The following is a 17,705-nucleotide window of genomic DNA, read 5'->3' on the forward strand; positions in this document are numbered from 1 at the left end:
TTGGGCTGATCGAAGTCCTTGAAGATTGATACAACTTGGCCGCTGCCCCGACCTGGCCGGAGTTGCTGGTATTGCCCTGAGTGGAGCGAAGTTGCTACTAGATGCTTCGTCGATTACCCCAATATTCGAATAATCCCAGTCAACCCAGACCCCTAGAGCCCACCAAGCCCACATCAAATCCTGTATCCCGATCCGCTACACGCTAAACGTTCGCAATGCATACAGGATACCTGTCCTTCCGATTTTGAACATCAGTCCCGCTCTGTGAGTCTTTTGAGGCCTAACTCAAACGGCCTCAACACCGGCGTATTCGGCGTCGGCAAAGGTCATCTGCTTCATTGAAAAACTCGGTGAGTGGAATCCGGGCATTTTGCCAAAATCTGGAAGTCTTCTTCAGAGTTTCCCTAGAAGATCGCGCCTTTTCGTCCTAGTTGATCGCAACGGTAACCAAACAGCTATCTAACCACTCAACCCAGAATTACATCAGGTGCGCTGTTATTTAGGCCACTAATAAACTCACCCAAACACCCTTTCAACCCCGCCGGAAGCCCATCTAGAAATTCTATTGTCAATTTATACTCATTACTCGATGACAGCCTCATGCCGTGACGACCTATATCGTATGCCTCGCCACTATAGACGTCGGCAGTCAGTTCAAGGGCATCTCGCACATCTTTGAATCGTTCCAGCGGGAAAAGCTTAAACACACAGCCTATCAAAATAAGCGCCGTCATTCGCGAATGCACATTGCTGTCAGAACATCCGCGCTGCCTAGCCTGCTCTATAGATATTATCCCAGCAGTGCGTGGAAACCCGGCTCGCCCTCCTGTGGCTATACCATCACCGCAAGGGGGACGCAGACGCGGAAATAAAAAACTTTCAAAAAGCAAGCGAGCCACCGCCAAGACAGCCGCGCCACTCACCACGACATCATGGCCTCGTAATCGGATATAGTCTGCTTTATGTGCTCTAGTCAGGAAATCCTGAACTCGCAGGGCCAGCATTAATTTTTTGCCGAACCTATTAGGATGCGCCCACGAAATTTCAAAATCTGGAACAAGACCATATTTTTCGCTGCACTTTTGAATAAAAACGGTCCAGGATTTCTGCAACTCATTACTGATCGGATCCGCAATTTCCAATAACTCCCTATGTTTTACACATATTGGATTATGGAGATAGCACCATGATTTTCTCCAATAAGGGGAACTACCAGAAGAAATATCCTCCTGTAGACATCGAAAGCAATATGCAGTGCGTTCTTCCCAAGGAAGCAACCAAGCTGTCCGTGCACCAAAGCAGTCTCTGGCGACCCTTCCCCCCACTCCAAGGCCGGAAAGAAAGTCAAGCACTTTTTCATTCTCGAGGTCAAAATCGGGATCTGCAAGAGAGCTTATATATTGCAATATACTGCTCTCGCCAATGCCGCTAAAGGACCTAACCAACCATGACATTAAGCACTCGTCATACTTGATTACAGGGAAACCGAATAACTTCATCCGACCTCAATACCCCCAAGGGTTTGAATAAGCTTTGCGCATCAAGTCTACAGTTATTTTTTCCTCGCCACTCCTTATTGCATAACATGCTGCAGAACGAATCATGCGAACTACAGAGTCCATTCTACCGCCAGTCCGCTCCAGCAAAAAACCTGTAATTTCTTCTGAATCCAAGAGGGAAGGTCTTTTCAGCGGAATATGTCCCTCGATACCAAGGAGGAAGGAACGAAAGTCATCACTGTCCGACCAATCACCAAGTTCAACCATATTAAATCGCCGATAAAATTGGCCATCGCTCTTCAGAGAAGCATGGGCCGACTTTGTCCCAAAGCCGAGCACAGAAATACCGTACGGCGCATTCGATAGTCCTTTAATCAGCGAAAGATTTCTCTGCTGTTCATTTCGGGGGACTAAAAATGCATCGTGTAGTTCATCCAGTACAATACCTTTGATTTTTCTAAGTTTTATCATGTGCAACAACTCAACAGGCAAGTAATTTGGGTGCGAGCGGGAATATCTCACAAACCCATTCGGTATGCCCAGGGCGCGATCAAGAAGTTCGGGCAACTTAAGTCCATCTGCCTTTACCGTCAAATCAACAAAAACCAATTTATCGCTAAATCGCTTAAAGGAATGTAGCTTTCTAACAATGCTTGACTTTCCAGTCCCTCCCTCACCGTACACCAACAGACAAGGCGCTTGATTCCTGTCGGGCACAGCCAATATATTGTCAACTATCCTGAATACGTCTTCGGACCGTGGGTAATCAATCCAGACTTGATCATTCTGGATTTCACTAATGCGGCGATCATCACTTAAACTCAAAAGCTTCCTGCAACAAGAACTTAAATGCTGACTATCAATCATAGCTCTTACCCTTGAATGGTATCGCCCTTTGCGAATAATTAGGTCGGTCCTTCCTATCCTTTTCCTCACTTGGCACGCCGGCCCCGCTCAACTCTCCGTTTTGAGATGAGAGATATTCTGAGCGCGCCGCCTCAACCTTTCGAACCCGTCTTGTCTCGCGCTGACTATTCTTTACAAGTTCCTTGTTGTCGAGCATAAAATCGGCCAGGGAGTGATCCTCCAACCCTCCTGGTGGTGTATTTTCCGTACGTCGACTCTGCTTCTTTCTTGCACGATACTCTTCAAGGCTAAAATCCGACTTTGTTGCATCAGAAAAATTGACAGGGAAATATTCCCCATCAAGGTATGCCCAAATGGTCTTCAGGGAGAAGGGGTCATACTTAATCATGACTCCAGCCGTCCCCACACACGATCTCAAGGCTGCATCCCAGTAAAAGCATTTATTGAACTCAATCCCTTCACGACCAATACTCCTGCTCACCTCAGGCATAAAGTCAAGCTTGAATTTAAATGGATTTATGACTAAAGGAGGGTGAACTGGAGCGCCGCCCTCAGCATTAAAATATTCGCTCCATTTTGAGGCAGGCGAACAGCCAAGCTCTGAATGCTTTCGACCATGATATATACAGACTTCTTTAACAAACCACTTTGTAAACTCTTTAAAAGTCAAGGCCGACGTTTTGTCACTGTCGTGACCACGACGCTTTACTACGTTTGAGTATGTTGTTCCAGGCAGGAAATGTACTTTATCAGTCATGAAAGTCCCAATAAGCCTCTCCACATGCCCACCATAATGCTTCTTGCCAAGCGGCCTCCATTCTGGCCTTATATTGTTCCGGCAACATGCACTTTCGAACTTTACGCTTCTAAATTCCTTTGCATTATCCATATGGATTACATCAGGCACTCCATAGTACGGGTATCTTTCAGAATCAACACCAAGTTGATTCAGGAATGAAAATTTTGGAAGTGCGGCGTGAGAAATTGCGCACGCAACAGAAACTGTGGATGGTGCATGCAGACTAAGATAGTACCCAAGAATTACTCGAGTATACTTATCAATGATAACAGTCAACCATGGCCTACCCAGTGGCTGCCTTAGATTGTTATCCACCAGGATAATATCTATCAGCGTATGATCCATTTGAACCCATTCCAACGGACGAGAAACAAGCTTCTTCCCTGGTCTCGCGTCATGCTTTTGGCTTGCCGCATCAGCACCATGCTTTTTCTTGTACAACTCCCGCTCATTGCGCATCTTAAATCTTTTTCTCACCGCAGTTATCGAGGGTATGGGAAGATTACCGACAATGCACTTCGCCTCAACATCCCGCCAAACCCCAGAAATGGAGGCAGCTTTCCCCGCATATGCTTCATCAATACTCTCTTGAATGTATTTCTCAACTAAATCATTCAGCTTTAATGAGTTCTTGACAGCCCCTCTGCGGTATCTTAATAGCGAATAGACTCCGACCGCCTCGCTGTAGCGCTTCTTCAATCTGTAGAAGTTCGACTTAGACAATTCCAGGCTAGCGAGCGCCTCTTCGAGATCCACCTCTCCGGAAGAGTAGCACCTAATGACATTGAAACGTTTCTCTGCTAAAACGATTTCATCATCGGACACACTGCAAGCCAGATCATCAAGTTCTGGAGGTATTAGCGCGACGCCATCATCAGTGACAGCCGGCAAAAATTCTATCTCATCGAGAGAAACGATAAATCTCTTATTTTCTTTCTGACTTACGACTGAGATTTTCTCGCTAGAAATAACTCTTGCAATCTTGCAGGCAGCCCCCTTTGCCACTACCACAAGCCCTTTTTTTATCTCCACGCCACTCATAAAGTTAAGTCCACACAAGAAAATTCCACCATGCTCACCGCCACACCGAAATGGCAGTGCGCCACATATAGAATCAATTTCGGCAAACCCAAGACTTCCCACTTACTTTAAATACCATAATATTCATTTAGTCAAGATTGATGGGATTGGCACCGAAATAATGGAGAAATTAAGACGTTTACCTCCTAAGCTTTTGATTTCAAAACCATCTGCCGATGAAGGATATTTCACAGCCTCTAACCAGTGATCCAAGGCTATGCTGAGGCATTAGTCTTTCTGGGGGCATATTAATGGCTTCAGTCGAGCGCTCTGCTTATCCTGTGCTCTCGAATCAAGTTGCCGCCAAGGAGCGATACCCTCTCCGAGTAGGAGATCGAATGGGCAACCGCTCTGCCAAATCGCCTGTTGCGTGGGAGAGGCTAGCCAGCTACAAGGCGCCAATAGTTTTTGGATACGGCGAAGGTCTTGATGAACACTCGCGGCCATCGCGAGAGAATCCGTAAGGTGTGCAACCGGCGCCTACGAGCACGCGCTACGCCCAGCTACATGAACAGTCCGGGCTTCCGATCGAAAGTTTCCAGTAGGGCCAGCTATTTCGCATGTCGGGGAATCTCACGCCCACGGAGATGCTGTGCTACCACCTGTCCCAGAAGCAGGACGAAGGGATCATGTTGGACGAGTACGCCTCCATGACGAAGGTGTATGTTCAGCACCCCATGCAAGAGACTGAGGGTTGGGCGCGTGAGGTCCTGAGCGCCAACGGCGCCCTGTTTGACTACAACATCGGACGCTTTGCCCCGATGCCGAAGCGCTCGAAATCCTATGAAGGCACGCGGAATGAATTCGCTAATCGTGGTCAGGCGATCACCGGCTTTAGCGCCTTGGTGCATGCCGCGCTGGAGAAAGAACTTGCCAGGACAAGGGGCATATTCACCTGCCGCCACTAGGCATGCTCCGGTTAACAATTTCAGCCCAATTTTCTAAGGAGCACCTCTTTGTTTTTTAAAAGATGGAACTTCGGTAATTTTTCATTTTTAACTCCCACTTTCTAAATATTTTTCTACACCCATCATAGACATACAGCAGTCCATTTTTTAGAAAACGGCGACAGCAGATTCGAAGCCAGGCCTCGATCACTCTGCCGCAGCTCGCGTCTGGACCTCAGCAATGTAATCCAGGTAATCCAGGACAAACGGATCCTGAGTCCTTTGCTCCTATCCAGAACCCCACCGGCACTGGATCGGAAAATTTCCAGCTGCTTGACTCGTACGGATACCGGCTGTTGGTGAACACGTCGCGGTATCTCTCGAAATTCGTAACGCCTGCAAAAGATCGAGCCGGAGAATGCCAAACTCAAGAAGCTGTTGGCCGAGGCCCACCTGCACATCGAGTCACTGAAGGTGGGCTTTGGGTAACCGCAGGCCAAGTGTGAGACGGTCGCCAGGATGGTCAAGTAGTTTACCGACAGAGCTCTCTGTATTGATTCACGTTGGAAACTGCAGAGTCTAGTGTTGTTATTTTGTATTTAAAGTAGCGGATTTTATTTGCCTGAGCTGGCCCAACATTACCGAAATATTCTTCCCAAGCGTTACTCTTAGTTAGTAAGTCAGAGAGCATGGTGCTTAGGTCGTTTGCCGTCCAAACTGTCTTGTAGCCTTTAATCTCGCCAGGAGCTGGACTCTTATGCTCGACATAATTAACCACCATGTACTTTTTCTCGTAGGCCATAAATACCGTATACACTGTCCCGGCTGACTGCTTGAACCAAGGGATAACGACAAAGTGATGAACCTTTGGTTCCGGACTATCCGTACTAAAGTGCCAAACAGCTGTCTCCGAGTGCAAACCACGAAATAAAAGTGCCTGATCGATTTGGTACTTCATGCTCCCATTATTTGTAATTTCATCATTGCCAACGTCATCTTGCACCTTCCCATAAACAGCACAGCCCATTTGAACTGACACAGAAGGACAATCATTCAACTCCATGAGTGTCTTGTTATTGTTTATTGCCTTAATCAGATCTTCCCCTGTCATGTCTCTTGGCTCCTGCCCAGATTGAAAATAATTAAGATCCCTATCCTTGGTGAGGATAGCTTCGATCCGTCCTTTATCAAAGGTCGCCAGTACCATGACCGCCAGCACATGCATATCCAATCTCAACGCCCTGCCCCGACACGCCTCAGGCAATAAGCGGCCTTGCAGGCACAGGCAAACGTACGGATATGAGAAGGCTCAAACCGCCCTGGCATCGGGTGTGGATCCTGTATGGGAAAAGGGAGAGTCGACCATGAGAAATATCCGCCCTGCCCTCTGGGTGGCATCGAAATGTAGGTAGGCAGAACCGACCGATAGACTCGGCCAATCTGGATAGGCAATCCCAAAATTCCGCCTAGTTCAAAATGTTATCCCTTCTCCCCGCCGGGTTTTGCCTGGAGGGTTGGCGAGAAGTCGACAAAGCGCCGGGACAAGAGGGACGGCGCCGCATGTGGGCGTAGGCAAAAGCTGCGCGTTAGTGATCGTGCAGCTGGATCCGCTCGGAGAGCAGGTCGACGAAGGAGACCACCTTTGGCGAAAGATGACGTCTCGTTGGGTAGAGCGCATGCACGGGGATCTCCGCAGAGCACCAGTCGACGAGCAAGGGCAGCAAGCGCTTATGGCGCAAGTCATCGGCGCAGAAGAGCTGGGGTAGCCATGCGATCCCCACGCCCGCGAGGGCGGCCTCGCGAACGATCTCCATATCATTGACCGTCAGTCGTGGGGTAACGCGGACCTCGACACGTTTGCCCCCCGACTCCAGGGGCCAGACGTGCGGTGCGGCTCCGCCGCCGAATGCGACGCATGCGTGGCTCGTCAGTTCGGCAGGCGTCTTCGGGACGCCATGGCGTTTGCAGTACTCGGGTGCCGCGACGAGCATGAACTTCGCTTTTCCGAGATTACGCGCAACAAGGGTCGAATCGACGAGCTCTCCCGCTCGAATGGCCACATCGAAGCGTTCCTCTACGAGATCGACAAGACGATCGGAACACACCATCTCGACGGCCACGTCCGGATGACGAACCAGGTACTCGGCGACGATCGGTCCGAGCGTGCTGGACGACATGGGAGCCGCGACCCGCAGCACGCCGCGCGGCGCCCCACGCATTCCCGCCACTGCGCTCTCGGCCTCCTCGATGTCGCTCATGGCCGGAGAGACACGTTCGAAGAGCAGACGGCCCGCCTCGGTGAGGCCCAGTTTACGCGTCGTGCGCTGGATAAGCCGCTCACCGACCCGTTCCTCCAGGTCAGAGATCTTCCGGCTCACCGTGGACTTCGGCAGGTTCAAACGTCGCGCTGCTTCACTCAGGCTCCCCGCCTGAATGACCCGTACGAAAATCAAGAGTTGGTTGAGATCGGTCGTTCTATTCATGGAACGATGTTGCCAAAATACCATGGCTTGTGCAACGAAATGACAGAACCTATTGTGCACGTGAAGCGTCGGTAACCACCAGACAGGAAGCGAACCATGCATAAGAATGTCTATATCGCAGAAAACGCCGCGATGCTGCTGATCGACCATCAGACGGGGACGATATCCTGGACGCGATCGCACGACGTCGAGCAAGTCAGGAAGAACACCGTGCAACTCGCGAAGATCGCCAAGGGTGTCGGCATGCCACTGGTACTGACCTCAAGCATGGAGGAGAACATCCAGGGCCCGCTGATTCCCGAGCTGGAGGAAGTCGCACCGGACGCCTTCGCCAAGCGGGTCAAGCGCACGGGAATCGTTAACGCGATGCACGACCCGAACTACAGCAACACGGTCAAGGCCACAGAACGGAAGAAGGTCATAGTCGCTGGCATCACGACCGAGATCTGCGTCGTCTTTCCAGTGCTCCAGCTGCTTGACGAGGGGTATCACGTTCAGGTTGTGACGGACGCGTCTGCTTCTTTCACAAAGACAGGGGACGCCGCCGCGCTGCGGCGTATGGAGCAGGCCGGAGCCGTGATCACGTCGACGGCACAGGTCGTGTCGGAGCTGGCCGTCGATTGGACCACCCCGCGAGGACAGGCGCTCGCCGAGTTGCTCGGCCTCGGGCTGGTGTGACAACACGTTCGGCCCCGGACACCAGGGACGACGAGCAACCCACTCAGCCGCCGTGATGTGCTTCGTCTCGGCGGCACCGCACTGGCCGAAGCCTGCAAAAAGTCCCCACAAACAAGAACGAACACCATGACGACAAGCGTCAAGCCCCCCTGCTCTACCCAGGCACAATCAGCGTCCGCGCGATATCGCTCAGCGCACGCATAGGAGTGAGCAGCGGTCCGATTACGCATCTCGTGAATCCCTCTGACCTGGGGGGCTCGTCAAGCTATTTGTGTTCCTTGATCTCTTCGATAAAACAGTCGAGTTTCATACCATGACTTTCAGAACCATCGTTGTTCTAGGTGCCACTGGGCAACAGGGCGGTGCCGTGATCCGCTCATTATGGACCGAAGGCCATTGGCGCATTCGCGCGCTTTCGAGAAAGCCGAGCTCCAACGTGGCGCAGCAATTGGCCGCGAACGGCATCGAGGTCGTTGCGGCCGACATGGACGACTATGCCTCACTGCGAAGCGCCTTTGCCGGCGCCCATGGAGTTTTTTCCGTTCAAGGTTCAGAACAAGGCACGGAGCTCGAAACTCGCCGGGGCATTGCCGTGGCGGATGCTGCGCTAGCTGCAGGGGTAGAACACTTCATCTATGCATCGGTGGGAGGAGCCGATCGGCGCTCGGGCGTAGCGCATTTTGAAAGCAAGTGGCTTATCGAGGAACACATTCGCAGTATTGGTCTACCCGCCAGCATCGTTCGTCCAGCGTTCTTCATGGAGAACTTTAGTAAGCCTGCACTACGAACCGTGCTATTGGCGCTGTTGCGCAGCTATGTGCCCAAGACGAAGCCACTCCAAATGATTGCAACGGCCGACATTGGCAATTGGGTTGCGCAAGCCTTCACCCATCCGGGTGAGTCTCTTGGCAAGTCCGAGGAAATCGCCGGCGTCGAGCTGACCCGCGCGCAGATCGTCGTCGCCCTCAAGAGCCACGGCTGGGCGGCCGGGCTACCCTTCCCACTGCCCAGGTTGCTATTACGTTCATTGCCCCATGACGTTCGGAAGATGTTTGAGTGGTTTGGGGAGGCCGGCTACCTCGCCAACATACCGGCGCTGCTGGCGCGCCAGCCCGACGTGCGTACCTTCGACAAATGGCTCGTTGAACAACGTGGTAGGCCGTCGGGCACATAACCATCTGGCGTTGTTCGACCTGCGACTGCTGACCCCGTCGGCGTGCCTCCTGTGCATGCTGTTCGCGACTGACTTCCTGTAGAGCGACTCGCGAGGGTGTCGTAGTCGCAAGCCGGAATCGACATCAAAGTGGCGCCCATCATTTTTGTAGTGATGGACGCCACTTTCGAGTCTGGGCCATGAATGTTTCTTCTCTTCTTTCTGAATCACGTCCCGGCCTCAGATCGACCAGAGCGCGTAGCTCTGCTTGCCCTCGGCGCGAAGTTGATGCCCTATGCGGCGGATCTCGGCCTCGCCCCGTCGCAATGCCTCGACGCTGGTATGCACAGAGTAGTGGCCGAGCACCAGTTCGTGAGGGTGCTGCTTGGCCGAGCCAAGCACGAACTGTGTGTCACCCTCCGCGACTAGTTCGATGGCCGTCTCGCCGTGCTCGAAGATCGCGATCTCTCCACGTGTGATGCGAGATGACGCATGCAGCGCACCATCCATCAACGATAGCCACGCGACGTCATGCCCCAATGGCGGGAGGAACGTCCATCGTTCGCCGTCCTTCAGCGTGACCAGGAGGTACGTCATTGGTGGCGCAACGATAGGGCTCGAAAGACCGTTATACGAGCCGAGGATCACCCGCACCGGGCCAACGTGGGGCACATCTTCGGGCATCACGTAGTGGCTCATGCTAGGCGCATTTTCAAGATCGGGTGGGAGCGCCACCCAGAGCTGGAAACCTCTCACGGGCGCCGAGTTCACGGTACCGGTGTGCCAAACACCGCCCCCCGCCTGCATCCATTCCACGCCGCCGGCGGGCAATACGCCCACGCTGCCCGTCGTCTCGGCGTATTGGACCGAGCCATCAAGAAGGACGGTTACTGTGGCAATACCTGAGTGCGGGTGCCAGCCAAGTTCAAGAGAGGGGGCATGCCCCCCCTCAAAATCGAAGAGATCGAGGAATACGAACGGCTTGATGAACCCACCCCAGTCAGAGGGGCTCACGAGCCGCGTAATCGGGCCGCTGCTTATCCCGCGCGCCCGGTGAACGATGTCGCGTGGACGCTGATTGTGCCCGAGGTGGAGCTGGGTGTTTTCGCGTTCTGTCGTGCTTGTCGTCATGGTATTCGTCCTTTCCACGCCATCAGCCGGTGGATCAGGCCGGCATGTTGACCTTGGCCCAGTCAGCAAAACTGGTGAGTTGCCCACCGACAAGCGCATCTGCGCGCGCCCTCTTGGTGTCCGCATCAGGGCCGAAGTAGCTGTAGTCCTCGAAGTAGCTCATCATTTCGCAGACCTCCTCCGCGCCGGGATAGAACGTATCGTAGACCTCGCCTGGCACCTGGCTCACCACCACGTTGTGGCCCTGTGCGTTCAGAATATCCGCGAACTCTTGCCAGCTGTAAGCGTCGGGGCAGAGCGACAGGATTTGCCCCTGACCGGCTGTCTCCGGGTGGTCAAAGACCTGCCGGACCAATTTCCCCAGCTCCAGGATGTCGCCGGCATGGACGTTTTTGTTGGTGATATCCATCGGAACCGCCCAGGCCTTTTGGTCCCCGTTTCCGGTGGGTTGCGGCGCCATCTGGGCAAGAAAATTCTGAAAGAAGAACGGCGCTTCGACGAAGCTGTAGTAGGGAAAGCCCGCGTCAGCGATCACAACGTTGGCCAGAGCTTTGTTGGTGAAATGCGAAACCTCATACCTACCGTCTGAAATGTCGAGAGCGTTGGGCAGCGTCGACCAAACAACATGAGAAATACCGGCGGATTTTGCGGCGCTGACCACATTCCTGACCTGGTCGTACTCGCTCGCCCCGGTTGCAGGGTCCCAGAAATTGGTGACCAGGAACACGCCATAGGCCCCGCTGAGCGCCGATGCCAACGTATCCGCTGCGTTCAGATCTGCAGCGACCACCTCGACCCCACGAGCGGCGAGCTCCTTGGCCTGGTCCGAGCTGGCATCGCGACTGATCGCCCGGACAATGTAGCCACCCTGGTCGAGCAGCGCGTTCACCACCCCCTGCCCCTGCCGACCCGTTGCGCCAAACACAACAATGGTTTTATCCGACATGATTATTCTCCTGCATTTTCTGCTGATGGCTATTGATACAAAGGAGGCAAGGAGCGCCGCTCTGTGTGAGCGACGTCCTTGGCGGTTGTCATACGCTCAGTCGCGGCGTAGGAAGTAAAGCGCTCATGTAGTCGCGCATCGGCGGGATCACCAGCGTATCCAGTAGATTTTCGACACGCACGCCCAAAGTCCTCGAGGGTTATGTCAGTGGTCTCAACGAAGCCACGCGGCCAGAGTGAAATCGGCTTAATTCATGTGTTTATCAAACCACTCGATCATCTGCGCCGGATGTTCGGAGAAGTAGTTGTAGCCGTCCCAGCGCCGGGTGCTGCCTTCGATCCAGAACAGCTTCTTGTCAGCGACGGGGATGTTGTCGAAGATCGCCTGCACGTCGGCGGGCTTGGTCAGCGCATCGTCGCGCACCTGAAGGATGAAGGCAGGCGCCTGCCAATTCTTGGCGTATTCCAGCGGCGACACCTGATCGATCGTGAAGCTGGTGATCAGTTGAACCTCCCGGTCAACGGCGTCGAACTGGTCCGCGATCCCCATCGCCTCGAGGTTGCGCTCGACCATGGCGCGCATTGAGATAGGTTGCAGGGCGACCAAGGCGTGTACGCTCGCGAAAAGCTCGGGGTACCGAGTTTTCGCGACGAAGGTGGCATTGGCGCCCATGCAGCGGCTGAGTAGGCCCAATCTCATGCCGCGGGTGTCGGGGCGGGACTTGATGTAGTGAAGCGAACCGGCCACGTCACGGGATTCGAAGAGGCCCCAGGTGAAGATATCGCCGTTGGCGACGCCGCTGTGACCGTGGTTGCGCGCGTCGTAGGTCAGCACGTTATAGCCGGCCTCATGCAGGTGCTGGTACTCCCGCATGTAGTTGACCTCGATGTCGTTGCCGGGCACGAACTGCCACTGGGGTAGGTGCGAGGGGAAGCCATAGCGGTTCATAGGCATCGGGTGGTTGGCGATGACCAGTTTGTCCGAGCCTGGACAGGGTATCCACCATGCCTCCAGCGGGGTGCCGTCCAGCGACGGGAAGGTGACATCCTCATACGCCATCCCGTATTCGTCCGGCGTGTGCAGAATCGGTGCACGGACCGGGCTGCTGAGGCCTCTGGCCAGACCATTGATCAGTTGCGGAATATCCGCCATGACAGTTTCTCCTTCTCTTTCGGTTTGTGGTGTCTTCTCACATCCAAAAGATATGTCCCGGCCTGCTGTTGTACAAGCCATGGAAAATTGGCATCACCGTTCCATGAGTGGAACGAATGATTGGCTCTTGTTCCTGGTATGGATCAGTCAGGCGGAGAGCCTGAGTGAAGCGGCGCGATATCTGAACCTGCCGAAGTCCACAGTGAGCTGGAGGATCTCGGACCTGGAGGAGCGGAGTGCTTCGATCGTCGTGTCGATCTCGTGGAGGAGCGTTTCGATGCGGCCATTCGAGCGGGAGCTCTCGTTGATTCGCCCCAATCTCAAAAAAGCCGAAAGACCCGCTTAGGGGGGCCGGTGTCAGGAAGACACCTCGGCTGGATGCATAGAGTCGCTGGGCTGCCCTGAGCAACTGGACACGATTATTGCTCAACTCCAACTGAGCTTTGAGGATCCGAGTGAACTGCCCCCAGCGAACCATCGCCTCAAACCATGACGAAAGCTGACATTTTCAGCGAGACCGTTAACAACAGACTCGTCAAGCTCGAACTCTTGGGAGCTCTCTCCGCAGAAAAAAATCCAGGCTTTTACCAGCTTGTCAATAGTGCCGTTGAGCGACTGTGCGGGAGGCAGCACGGTAGTAGGCTTTCATAGCGTCACACTACGCGAGTGCCCGATCTGTTCAGATTATTGATAAAGGCAGGTCAGGCCGACGTATAAGCCGCATGTCAGATAACTGAAAGGATTCGAACATGAAAAAGTCCATAACTGCTCTGGCCGTATCCGCGACGCTCGCTTTCACCGCAACTGTCGCGAACGCTTCCGTGCATCCGACCACCATCAAGGCTCCCCAGACCGTCAATCAGGTGACAGCTTCTATTGACACGCCTTTCGGAACCCATCAAAAAGCTGGCGAAATCCAGATGGCCAGTCTGGCCAGAAGTTGCTCCGATGAACGATATTCCTGGTGGGAATACAGCGGTTGGGAAATCGTCGGCTGTCTCATCAGCGGCCAGTGGTAATTATTGACGGGCCTGGTGCGTGACTTGCGTGGTGAGCGCGCACCAGAGCCTGTTGCAGGCTCCCCAGGATCAGTCCAGATTGAGTGGCACCCACACACGACTTCGAAGATACAGATCCCCTCACCTCTTCAACCAGCCGAATGCCCGGGCTGATGGATAAGTGCCAAAGCAGGCGATCATTGATGAGGTTCTGCGACACAACATGCCGAACTCTGCTGCTTCAGTCCTACTCCCTGCATCGAACAACTATCCGCCATTTTCCAGCAGTAAAGCGAATACAGAGATGTCGGAATCCAGACAAAAAACAGCAAAAATAAAAAAACCTTTTTCATGTCCTACCTTGCATCTATTAATGGTTGAGCCAAGTCTCTCTCGCCAAGCCAATAGCCATGATTGGCGTAGCGCTATCTAGACTTCCCACGCAAACGGATTAAAAACGTAGCCCTTGCCCCAGATAGTCTTGATGCATACCGGGTCCCGGGGGTTGTCATTGAGTTTGCCGCGCAACTTGCTGATGTAGACATCGACACTACGGTTGAACCCATCGAACGGGATCCCGCGAATACGGTTGAGGATGTCGTCGCGAGAAAGAAGCTTGCCCTCCGCACTGGCCAGCACCCACAGCAATTCGAACTCCATGGTGGTCAGGTTGATTTTTTCATCGGCCAGGCTGACCACCCGGCAACCGCGGTCGATCGATAACCGTCCGAACTCCAGGACATCGAGTGTCGTTGAGTTTTGTGCCAGCCGGCGTTGCAAGGCGCGTAGCCGAGCCAGCAACACAGAGGGTTTGAAAGGCTTGATCACATAATCGTCGGCACCGGACTCCAGGCCGAGAACATGGTCCCGGTCATCCCCTTTTGCGGTCAGGATGACGATGGGAGTATCGGACAGGTTGCGAATCTCGCGGCACACTTGCAGCCCACTCTGGCCTGGGAGCATCTGATCAAGCAGCACGACGTTCGGCTTGAACTCGATAAATGCCGCCAGCGCCTGGTCGCCCCGGTGGACCACCCGCACCTCAAAACCATGCCGGAGCAAAAACTCTGCGATCAGCGCCGCCAGCTTCCGATCGTCTTCAACGAGCAAGACATTAACGAGATCTAAGTTGTCCATAAAAACCGGGTAAGAGTCCTGATTAAAATACGGTTGTCCGCCTGGGCTATCGCTTCCATCCAGTGCATGCAGCCCACTACCCTCGGCTACCCGCTCCGAATTCGCGTCATCTGCGGCACCTTGCAGCCGAACCCGCCTTCCCTCTGACAGCGTTTCCGTTACTGCTCGGCATCGCAGCAGGTTTCGTACTCCGAGCCGCCGAAGGTCAGCGGGTGATGAACTCGATAAGCATTAGCCAGGCCTGGGAATCTGGCCTTGTCGACGCCTTTTTCAAATTATAATAACATGTGTTGCGCAAAATAAAGCGGCTTGCTAGGATCCAGATCGCCAAGTGGCATTTCCTAGGAGGAAGCTCTCATGCAAGACTCTGTGCGCAAGGCGTTCCTGGAAGACGGGGCCGTCCTGATCAAAGGTTTTCTGAACGTAGAACAGTTGGCCCAGTGCCGGGCCGCCTACGACTGGGCTGTCGAGAATCACGGCCCGCATGCTTTCAGGATGTTCGACGGGACCGAGCAGCAATCGCATGTCGACAATGCCAACCCCAAGGCCAAGGCCCGGCTCGAGGAACTGGTCGCTTCCCTGCCCTTCGGCAAGCTGTTTGCGCAGCTCTGGGGCTCTGAACATGTCTGGTATTTCGCCGAGGAAGTGTTTCTCAAGGCGGGCGGCCGCGGCTCCCGTACGCTCTGGCACCAGGACACCTCCTATCTGCCTTGGGCTGGCCTGCATTGGGGCAATGCCTGGATCAGCTTCGAGTCGGTGCCCAAGCGCAATGCCCTGGAGATCGTCCGCGGCTCGCACAAAGGGCCGCGTTACGACGGCACCACCTTCCTCGATCCGAACGACCCGACCCAGCCCCTGCATGGCGGCAACGCACTGCCTCGGCTTCCCGATGTCGAGGCCCAGCGCAAGCAGGATCCCGACGCTTACGAAATCCTCTCCTGGGCGACCGAGCCTGGAGACATAGTCGTGCTCCATCCCGGCGCGCTGCACGGTGGCGCTCCGGTCGATGAGACCTTCCCGGATCGTCACACCTTTGTCTTCCGCTTCTTCGGCGACGACGCAACCTTCCGCCCGCTGCCGGAACACAGCGCAGCCGGTTATCCGCAGCAAGGCGTGCTCTTCACCCAGGAGCTGGCAGACCTGAAGGCCGGGGATTCCTTTCGCCACACCACGTTCCGGCAAATCGCCTAAGCCTAATAAGGAGATCGTCCATGACCACCCAAGACTTGCGTCGACAGTCCATCAACCCTGGCCATACCCAGGCCATTTACGACAACTTTCACTTCTCCCAGGCGACCCGCGTGGGGAACATGATCTGGGTGTCCGGCCAGGTTGGCGTCGACGCGACCATGACTCCGGCCGAAGGCATCGAGGCACAAACGCACCTGGCGTTCCAGGCCTTGAGCGGCATTCTCGAGGAAGCGGGTGCAAGCCTGGCCGACGTTGTCGAGCTGATGACCTTCCATATCGATCTGCAAGGCGAGATCCATACGTTCGGACAGATCAAGGACAAGTACTTCCCCGATCGTTACCCATCCTGGAGCGCGGTTGGCGTCACGCAACTGGCCCTTCCCGCATTGCGCGTGGAAATACGCGCGGTGGCGGTCATCGGCTGCGGCCGGGATTGATCCGAGGGCGTCGACGCATACAGGCGCCTCAAGATTCCAAGGGGCTGCGAAGTATCTTCGCGCCCTTTCGAGGATGCTTATTGACAGGAACAAGGACCACAACATGGCAACACTGATCGTGAGTTATCCCGCTGCCAAAGGCGGGCGATTCGACCGGGATTACTATCTGGCAACCCACCTGCCACTGGCGCGCGCCGCCTGGAGCGAGTTCGGGCTGCAATCGGCAGAGGTGCTGTTTCCGGCAACCGGGCCAACGCCGCTGGTGGCCATGGTGATACTGCGCTTTCGCGAGCAGGCCGATATCAATGCCGCGCTGTCCTCGCCCGGGACTGCCAGGGTGATTGGCGATGTCGCCAACTTCACCGATATCACCCCGACGATCTTCCGCGCGGATGACGAATAGTCGGCGGACTCAAGCCCTGGCCGCTGCGCTGCTTTCCCATGTGCTTTCTGCGAGCAAATTCCCTATGCTGCTCCACAGCCAGAAGGCACCATTTTCAAACCGATGGTGCTCCAGATAATCGAGCCAGCGAAGTTGCCCATTTCCCATGCATGATTCTCACCTCTCCCCACCCAAGCCTGCCGTACGGCGCGGGCGCCCTGTCGGCAACCGCGACGAGAAAAGAACCGAGTTGCTGAAAGCGGCGATCGCCGTGATCGCCCAGGAAGGCTACGCTGGCGCTTCGATGCGCAAAGTGGCGCAGCATGCCGGATGCACCACGGGTGCGGTGACCTACTACTTCGCCAACAAGGAAGAGATGGTCACGGCTGTCGCCCAGAGCCTGTTCGACCAGATCGACACGTTGCTGGAAGGCAGCCAGGAACAGGTCGACATCAAGTCACTCATCGAACAATGGCTGAACTGGATGCGCGTCGATGAACCAAATGGCTGGCTCGCCTGGTTCCAATTGCTGGCCCATGCCAGGCACGAACCAGCGTTCGCGAGCATCATCAAGCAACGCTACGCACTGTTCCGCCAGGTACTCACGTCGATGCTGGAGAAGGGACAGAAACAAGGCAAGATCCGCAGCGACATCGAAGCGGATCTGCTCGCCGATCAGATCAGCGCCATGAGCGACGGCTGGATGATGATGTTGCCGATCGAGCCCGAAAGGTTCACCCCCGCCAGAAGCCAGGCCCTGCTCGATGCGGTCATCACCCTGATCTCACCGGCGGCGCCATCGAACGGCAAGAGTCCCCGGAAGCAATGAGGCCGTAGCGTTGCCGGAATCGGTAACGGAGCTTCTTCAGAACCAGCACAAGGCCG

The 17,705-nt window shown here is 54.7% G+C and carries 17 protein-coding genes; 8 read left to right on the forward strand and 9 right to left on the reverse strand.

Annotation, left to right across the window (positions count from 1 at the left end):
• Nucleotides 1–467 precede the first annotated feature (467 nt).
• Genes DK261_RS32995 through DK261_RS28300 form a run of 3 tightly spaced genes read right to left on the reverse strand, consistent with a single transcriptional unit; the run spans nt 468 to nt 4,206 of the window.
• Nucleotides 468–1,499, reverse strand: a complete 1,032-nt coding sequence (locus tag DK261_RS32995; RefSeq protein WP_146218562.1) for a hypothetical protein — start codon at nt 1,497–1,499, stop codon at nt 468–470.
• A 6-nt stretch (nt 1,500–1,505) separates the two neighbouring features.
• On the reverse strand, nt 1,506–2,366 hold the full coding sequence (locus DK261_RS28295) for a TniB family NTP-binding protein (RefSeq protein ID WP_110177133.1): 861 nt from the start codon (nt 2,364–2,366) through the stop codon (nt 1,506–1,508).
• On the reverse strand, nt 2,359–4,206 hold the full coding sequence (locus DK261_RS28300; protein ID WP_110177135.1) for a Mu transposase C-terminal domain-containing protein: 1,848 nt from the start codon (nt 4,204–4,206) through the stop codon (nt 2,359–2,361). Before DK261_RS28300 ends, DK261_RS28295 begins: the two co-directional genes overlap by 8 nt.
• A 599-nt stretch (nt 4,207–4,805) precedes the next feature.
• Here DK261_RS28300 and DK261_RS28305 point away from each other — a divergent pair.
• On the forward strand, nt 4,806–5,153 hold the full coding sequence (locus DK261_RS28305) for an acyl-CoA dehydrogenase (protein WP_110177137.1): 348 nt from the start codon (nt 4,806–4,808) through the stop codon (nt 5,151–5,153).
• A gap of 511 nt (nt 5,154–5,664) precedes the next feature.
• Here DK261_RS28305 and DK261_RS28315 read toward each other — a convergent pair.
• Together DK261_RS28315 and DK261_RS28320 are read right to left on the reverse strand one after the other, a co-directional pair.
• A complete protein-coding gene (locus DK261_RS28315; RefSeq protein ID WP_232539779.1) occupies nt 5,665–6,357 on the reverse strand; it encodes a hypothetical protein in 693 nt (230 codons plus the stop codon).
• A gap of 361 nt (nt 6,358–6,718) precedes the next feature.
• A complete protein-coding gene (locus DK261_RS28320; protein WP_028683998.1) occupies nt 6,719–7,615 on the reverse strand; it encodes a LysR family transcriptional regulator in 897 nt (298 codons plus the stop codon).
• Nucleotides 7,616–7,711: 96 nt separating this feature from the next.
• Here DK261_RS28320 and DK261_RS28325 point away from each other — a divergent pair, with 96 nt between their 5' ends.
• Nucleotides 7,712–8,293 carry an isochorismatase family protein gene (locus tag DK261_RS28325; protein WP_110177139.1) on the forward strand — a complete coding sequence of 194 codons (582 nt, stop codon included), beginning with the start codon at nt 7,712–7,714 and terminating at the stop codon, nt 8,291–8,293.
• A gap of 313 nt (nt 8,294–8,606) precedes the next feature.
• Entirely contained in the window at nt 8,607–9,467 is an 861-nt protein-coding gene (locus DK261_RS28330; protein WP_124301597.1) for an NmrA/HSCARG family protein, read from the forward strand.
• A 219-nt stretch (nt 9,468–9,686) separates the two neighbouring features.
• Here DK261_RS28330 and DK261_RS28335 read toward each other — a convergent pair whose 3' ends face one another.
• From DK261_RS28335 to DK261_RS28345, 3 genes are all read right to left on the reverse strand, one after another.
• Nucleotides 9,687–10,577 (reverse strand): pirin family protein, encoded by an 891-nt coding sequence (locus DK261_RS28335; protein WP_110177143.1) that lies wholly within the window; start codon nt 10,575–10,577, stop codon nt 9,687–9,689.
• Between the two features lie 34 nt (nt 10,578–10,611).
• Nucleotides 10,612–11,523, reverse strand: coding sequence for an NmrA/HSCARG family protein (locus DK261_RS28340; protein WP_110177145.1), 912 nt, complete (start codon nt 11,521–11,523; stop codon nt 10,612–10,614).
• A gap of 246 nt (nt 11,524–11,769) precedes the next feature.
• A complete protein-coding gene (locus DK261_RS28345; protein ID WP_009049065.1) occupies nt 11,770–12,675 on the reverse strand; it encodes a S9 family peptidase in 906 nt (301 codons plus the stop codon).
• A gap of 749 nt (nt 12,676–13,424) precedes the next feature.
• On the opposite strand from DK261_RS28345, the gene DK261_RS28355 reads away from it, so the two are divergent.
• Nucleotides 13,425–13,694, forward strand: coding sequence for a hypothetical protein (locus tag DK261_RS28355; RefSeq protein WP_028683992.1), 270 nt, complete (start codon nt 13,425–13,427; stop codon nt 13,692–13,694).
• Nucleotides 13,695–14,102: 408 nt separating this feature from the next.
• Here DK261_RS28355 and DK261_RS28360 read toward each other — a convergent pair whose 3' ends face one another.
• Nucleotides 14,103–14,810 carry a response regulator gene (locus DK261_RS28360; RefSeq protein ID WP_063430776.1) on the reverse strand — a complete coding sequence of 236 codons (708 nt, stop codon included), beginning with the start codon at nt 14,808–14,810 and terminating at the stop codon, nt 14,103–14,105.
• Between the two features lie 357 nt (nt 14,811–15,167).
• On the opposite strand from DK261_RS28360, the gene DK261_RS28365 reads away from it, so the two are divergent.
• The 4 genes from DK261_RS28365 to DK261_RS28380 all read left to right on the forward strand — a co-directional run bounded on the left by DK261_RS28365 (nt 15,168) and on the right by DK261_RS28380 (nt 17,649).
• On the forward strand, nt 15,168–16,001 hold the full coding sequence (locus DK261_RS28365) for a phytanoyl-CoA dioxygenase family protein (RefSeq protein ID WP_009049060.1): 834 nt from the start codon (nt 15,168–15,170) through the stop codon (nt 15,999–16,001).
• 20 nt (nt 16,002–16,021) lie between these two features.
• Nucleotides 16,022–16,438, forward strand: coding sequence for a RidA family protein (locus DK261_RS28370; protein WP_009049059.1), 417 nt, complete (start codon nt 16,022–16,024; stop codon nt 16,436–16,438).
• A 103-nt stretch (nt 16,439–16,541) separates the two neighbouring features.
• The gene (locus DK261_RS28375) at nt 16,542–16,841 is read left to right on the forward strand and encodes an EthD family reductase (protein WP_009049058.1); all 300 of its coding nucleotides are present in this window, start codon (nt 16,542–16,544) and stop codon (nt 16,839–16,841) included.
• 145 nt (nt 16,842–16,986) lie between these two features.
• On the forward strand, nt 16,987–17,649 hold the full coding sequence (locus tag DK261_RS28380; protein ID WP_009049057.1) for a TetR/AcrR family transcriptional regulator: 663 nt from the start codon (nt 16,987–16,989) through the stop codon (nt 17,647–17,649).
• Nucleotides 17,650–17,705 lie beyond the last annotated feature (56 nt).

It is taken from the genome of Pseudomonas sp. RW409 (assembly GCF_003184125.1).
In the GTDB taxonomy this organism is placed as follows: domain Bacteria; phylum Pseudomonadota; class Gammaproteobacteria; order Pseudomonadales; family Pseudomonadaceae; genus Aquipseudomonas; species Aquipseudomonas chlororaphis_I.

What these genes read in the sequence shown, in the direction of transcription:
- DK261_RS32995 (WP_146218562.1), bottom strand. Translation starts at nt 1,499, where the DNA reads ATGAAGTTATTCGGTTTCCCTGTAATCAAGTATGACGAGTGCTTAATG.
- DK261_RS28295 (WP_110177133.1), bottom strand. Translation starts at nt 2,366, where the DNA reads ATGATTGATAGTCAGCATTTAAGTTCTTGTTGCAGGAAGCTTTTGAGT.
- DK261_RS28300 (WP_110177135.1), bottom strand. Translation starts at nt 4,206, where the DNA reads ATGAGTGGCGTGGAGATAAAAAAAGGGCTTGTGGTAGTGGCAAAGGGG.
- DK261_RS28305 (WP_110177137.1), top strand. Translation starts at nt 4,806, where the DNA reads ATGTCGGGGAATCTCACGCCCACGGAGATGCTGTGCTACCACCTGTCC.
- DK261_RS28315 (WP_232539779.1), bottom strand. Translation starts at nt 6,357, where the DNA reads ATGCATGTGCTGGCGGTCATGGTACTGGCGACCTTTGATAAAGGACGG.
- DK261_RS28320 (WP_028683998.1), bottom strand. Translation starts at nt 7,615, where the DNA reads ATGAATAGAACGACCGATCTCAACCAACTCTTGATTTTCGTACGGGTC.
- DK261_RS28325 (WP_110177139.1), top strand. Translation starts at nt 7,712, where the DNA reads ATGCATAAGAATGTCTATATCGCAGAAAACGCCGCGATGCTGCTGATC.
- DK261_RS28330 (WP_124301597.1), top strand. Translation starts at nt 8,607, where the DNA reads ATGACTTTCAGAACCATCGTTGTTCTAGGTGCCACTGGGCAACAGGGC.
- DK261_RS28335 (WP_110177143.1), bottom strand. Translation starts at nt 10,577, where the DNA reads ATGACGACAAGCACGACAGAACGCGAAAACACCCAGCTCCACCTCGGG.
- DK261_RS28340 (WP_110177145.1), bottom strand. Translation starts at nt 11,523, where the DNA reads ATGTCGGATAAAACCATTGTTGTGTTTGGCGCAACGGGTCGGCAGGGG.
- DK261_RS28345 (WP_009049065.1), bottom strand. Translation starts at nt 12,675, where the DNA reads ATGGCGGATATTCCGCAACTGATCAATGGTCTGGCCAGAGGCCTCAGC.
- DK261_RS28355 (WP_028683992.1), top strand. Translation starts at nt 13,425, where the DNA reads ATGAAAAAGTCCATAACTGCTCTGGCCGTATCCGCGACGCTCGCTTTC.
- DK261_RS28360 (WP_063430776.1), bottom strand. Translation starts at nt 14,810, where the DNA reads ATGGACAACTTAGATCTCGTTAATGTCTTGCTCGTTGAAGACGATCGG.
- DK261_RS28365 (WP_009049060.1), top strand. Translation starts at nt 15,168, where the DNA reads ATGCAAGACTCTGTGCGCAAGGCGTTCCTGGAAGACGGGGCCGTCCTG.
- DK261_RS28370 (WP_009049059.1), top strand. Translation starts at nt 16,022, where the DNA reads ATGACCACCCAAGACTTGCGTCGACAGTCCATCAACCCTGGCCATACC.
- DK261_RS28375 (WP_009049058.1), top strand. Translation starts at nt 16,542, where the DNA reads ATGGCAACACTGATCGTGAGTTATCCCGCTGCCAAAGGCGGGCGATTC.
- DK261_RS28380 (WP_009049057.1), top strand. Translation starts at nt 16,987, where the DNA reads ATGCATGATTCTCACCTCTCCCCACCCAAGCCTGCCGTACGGCGCGGG.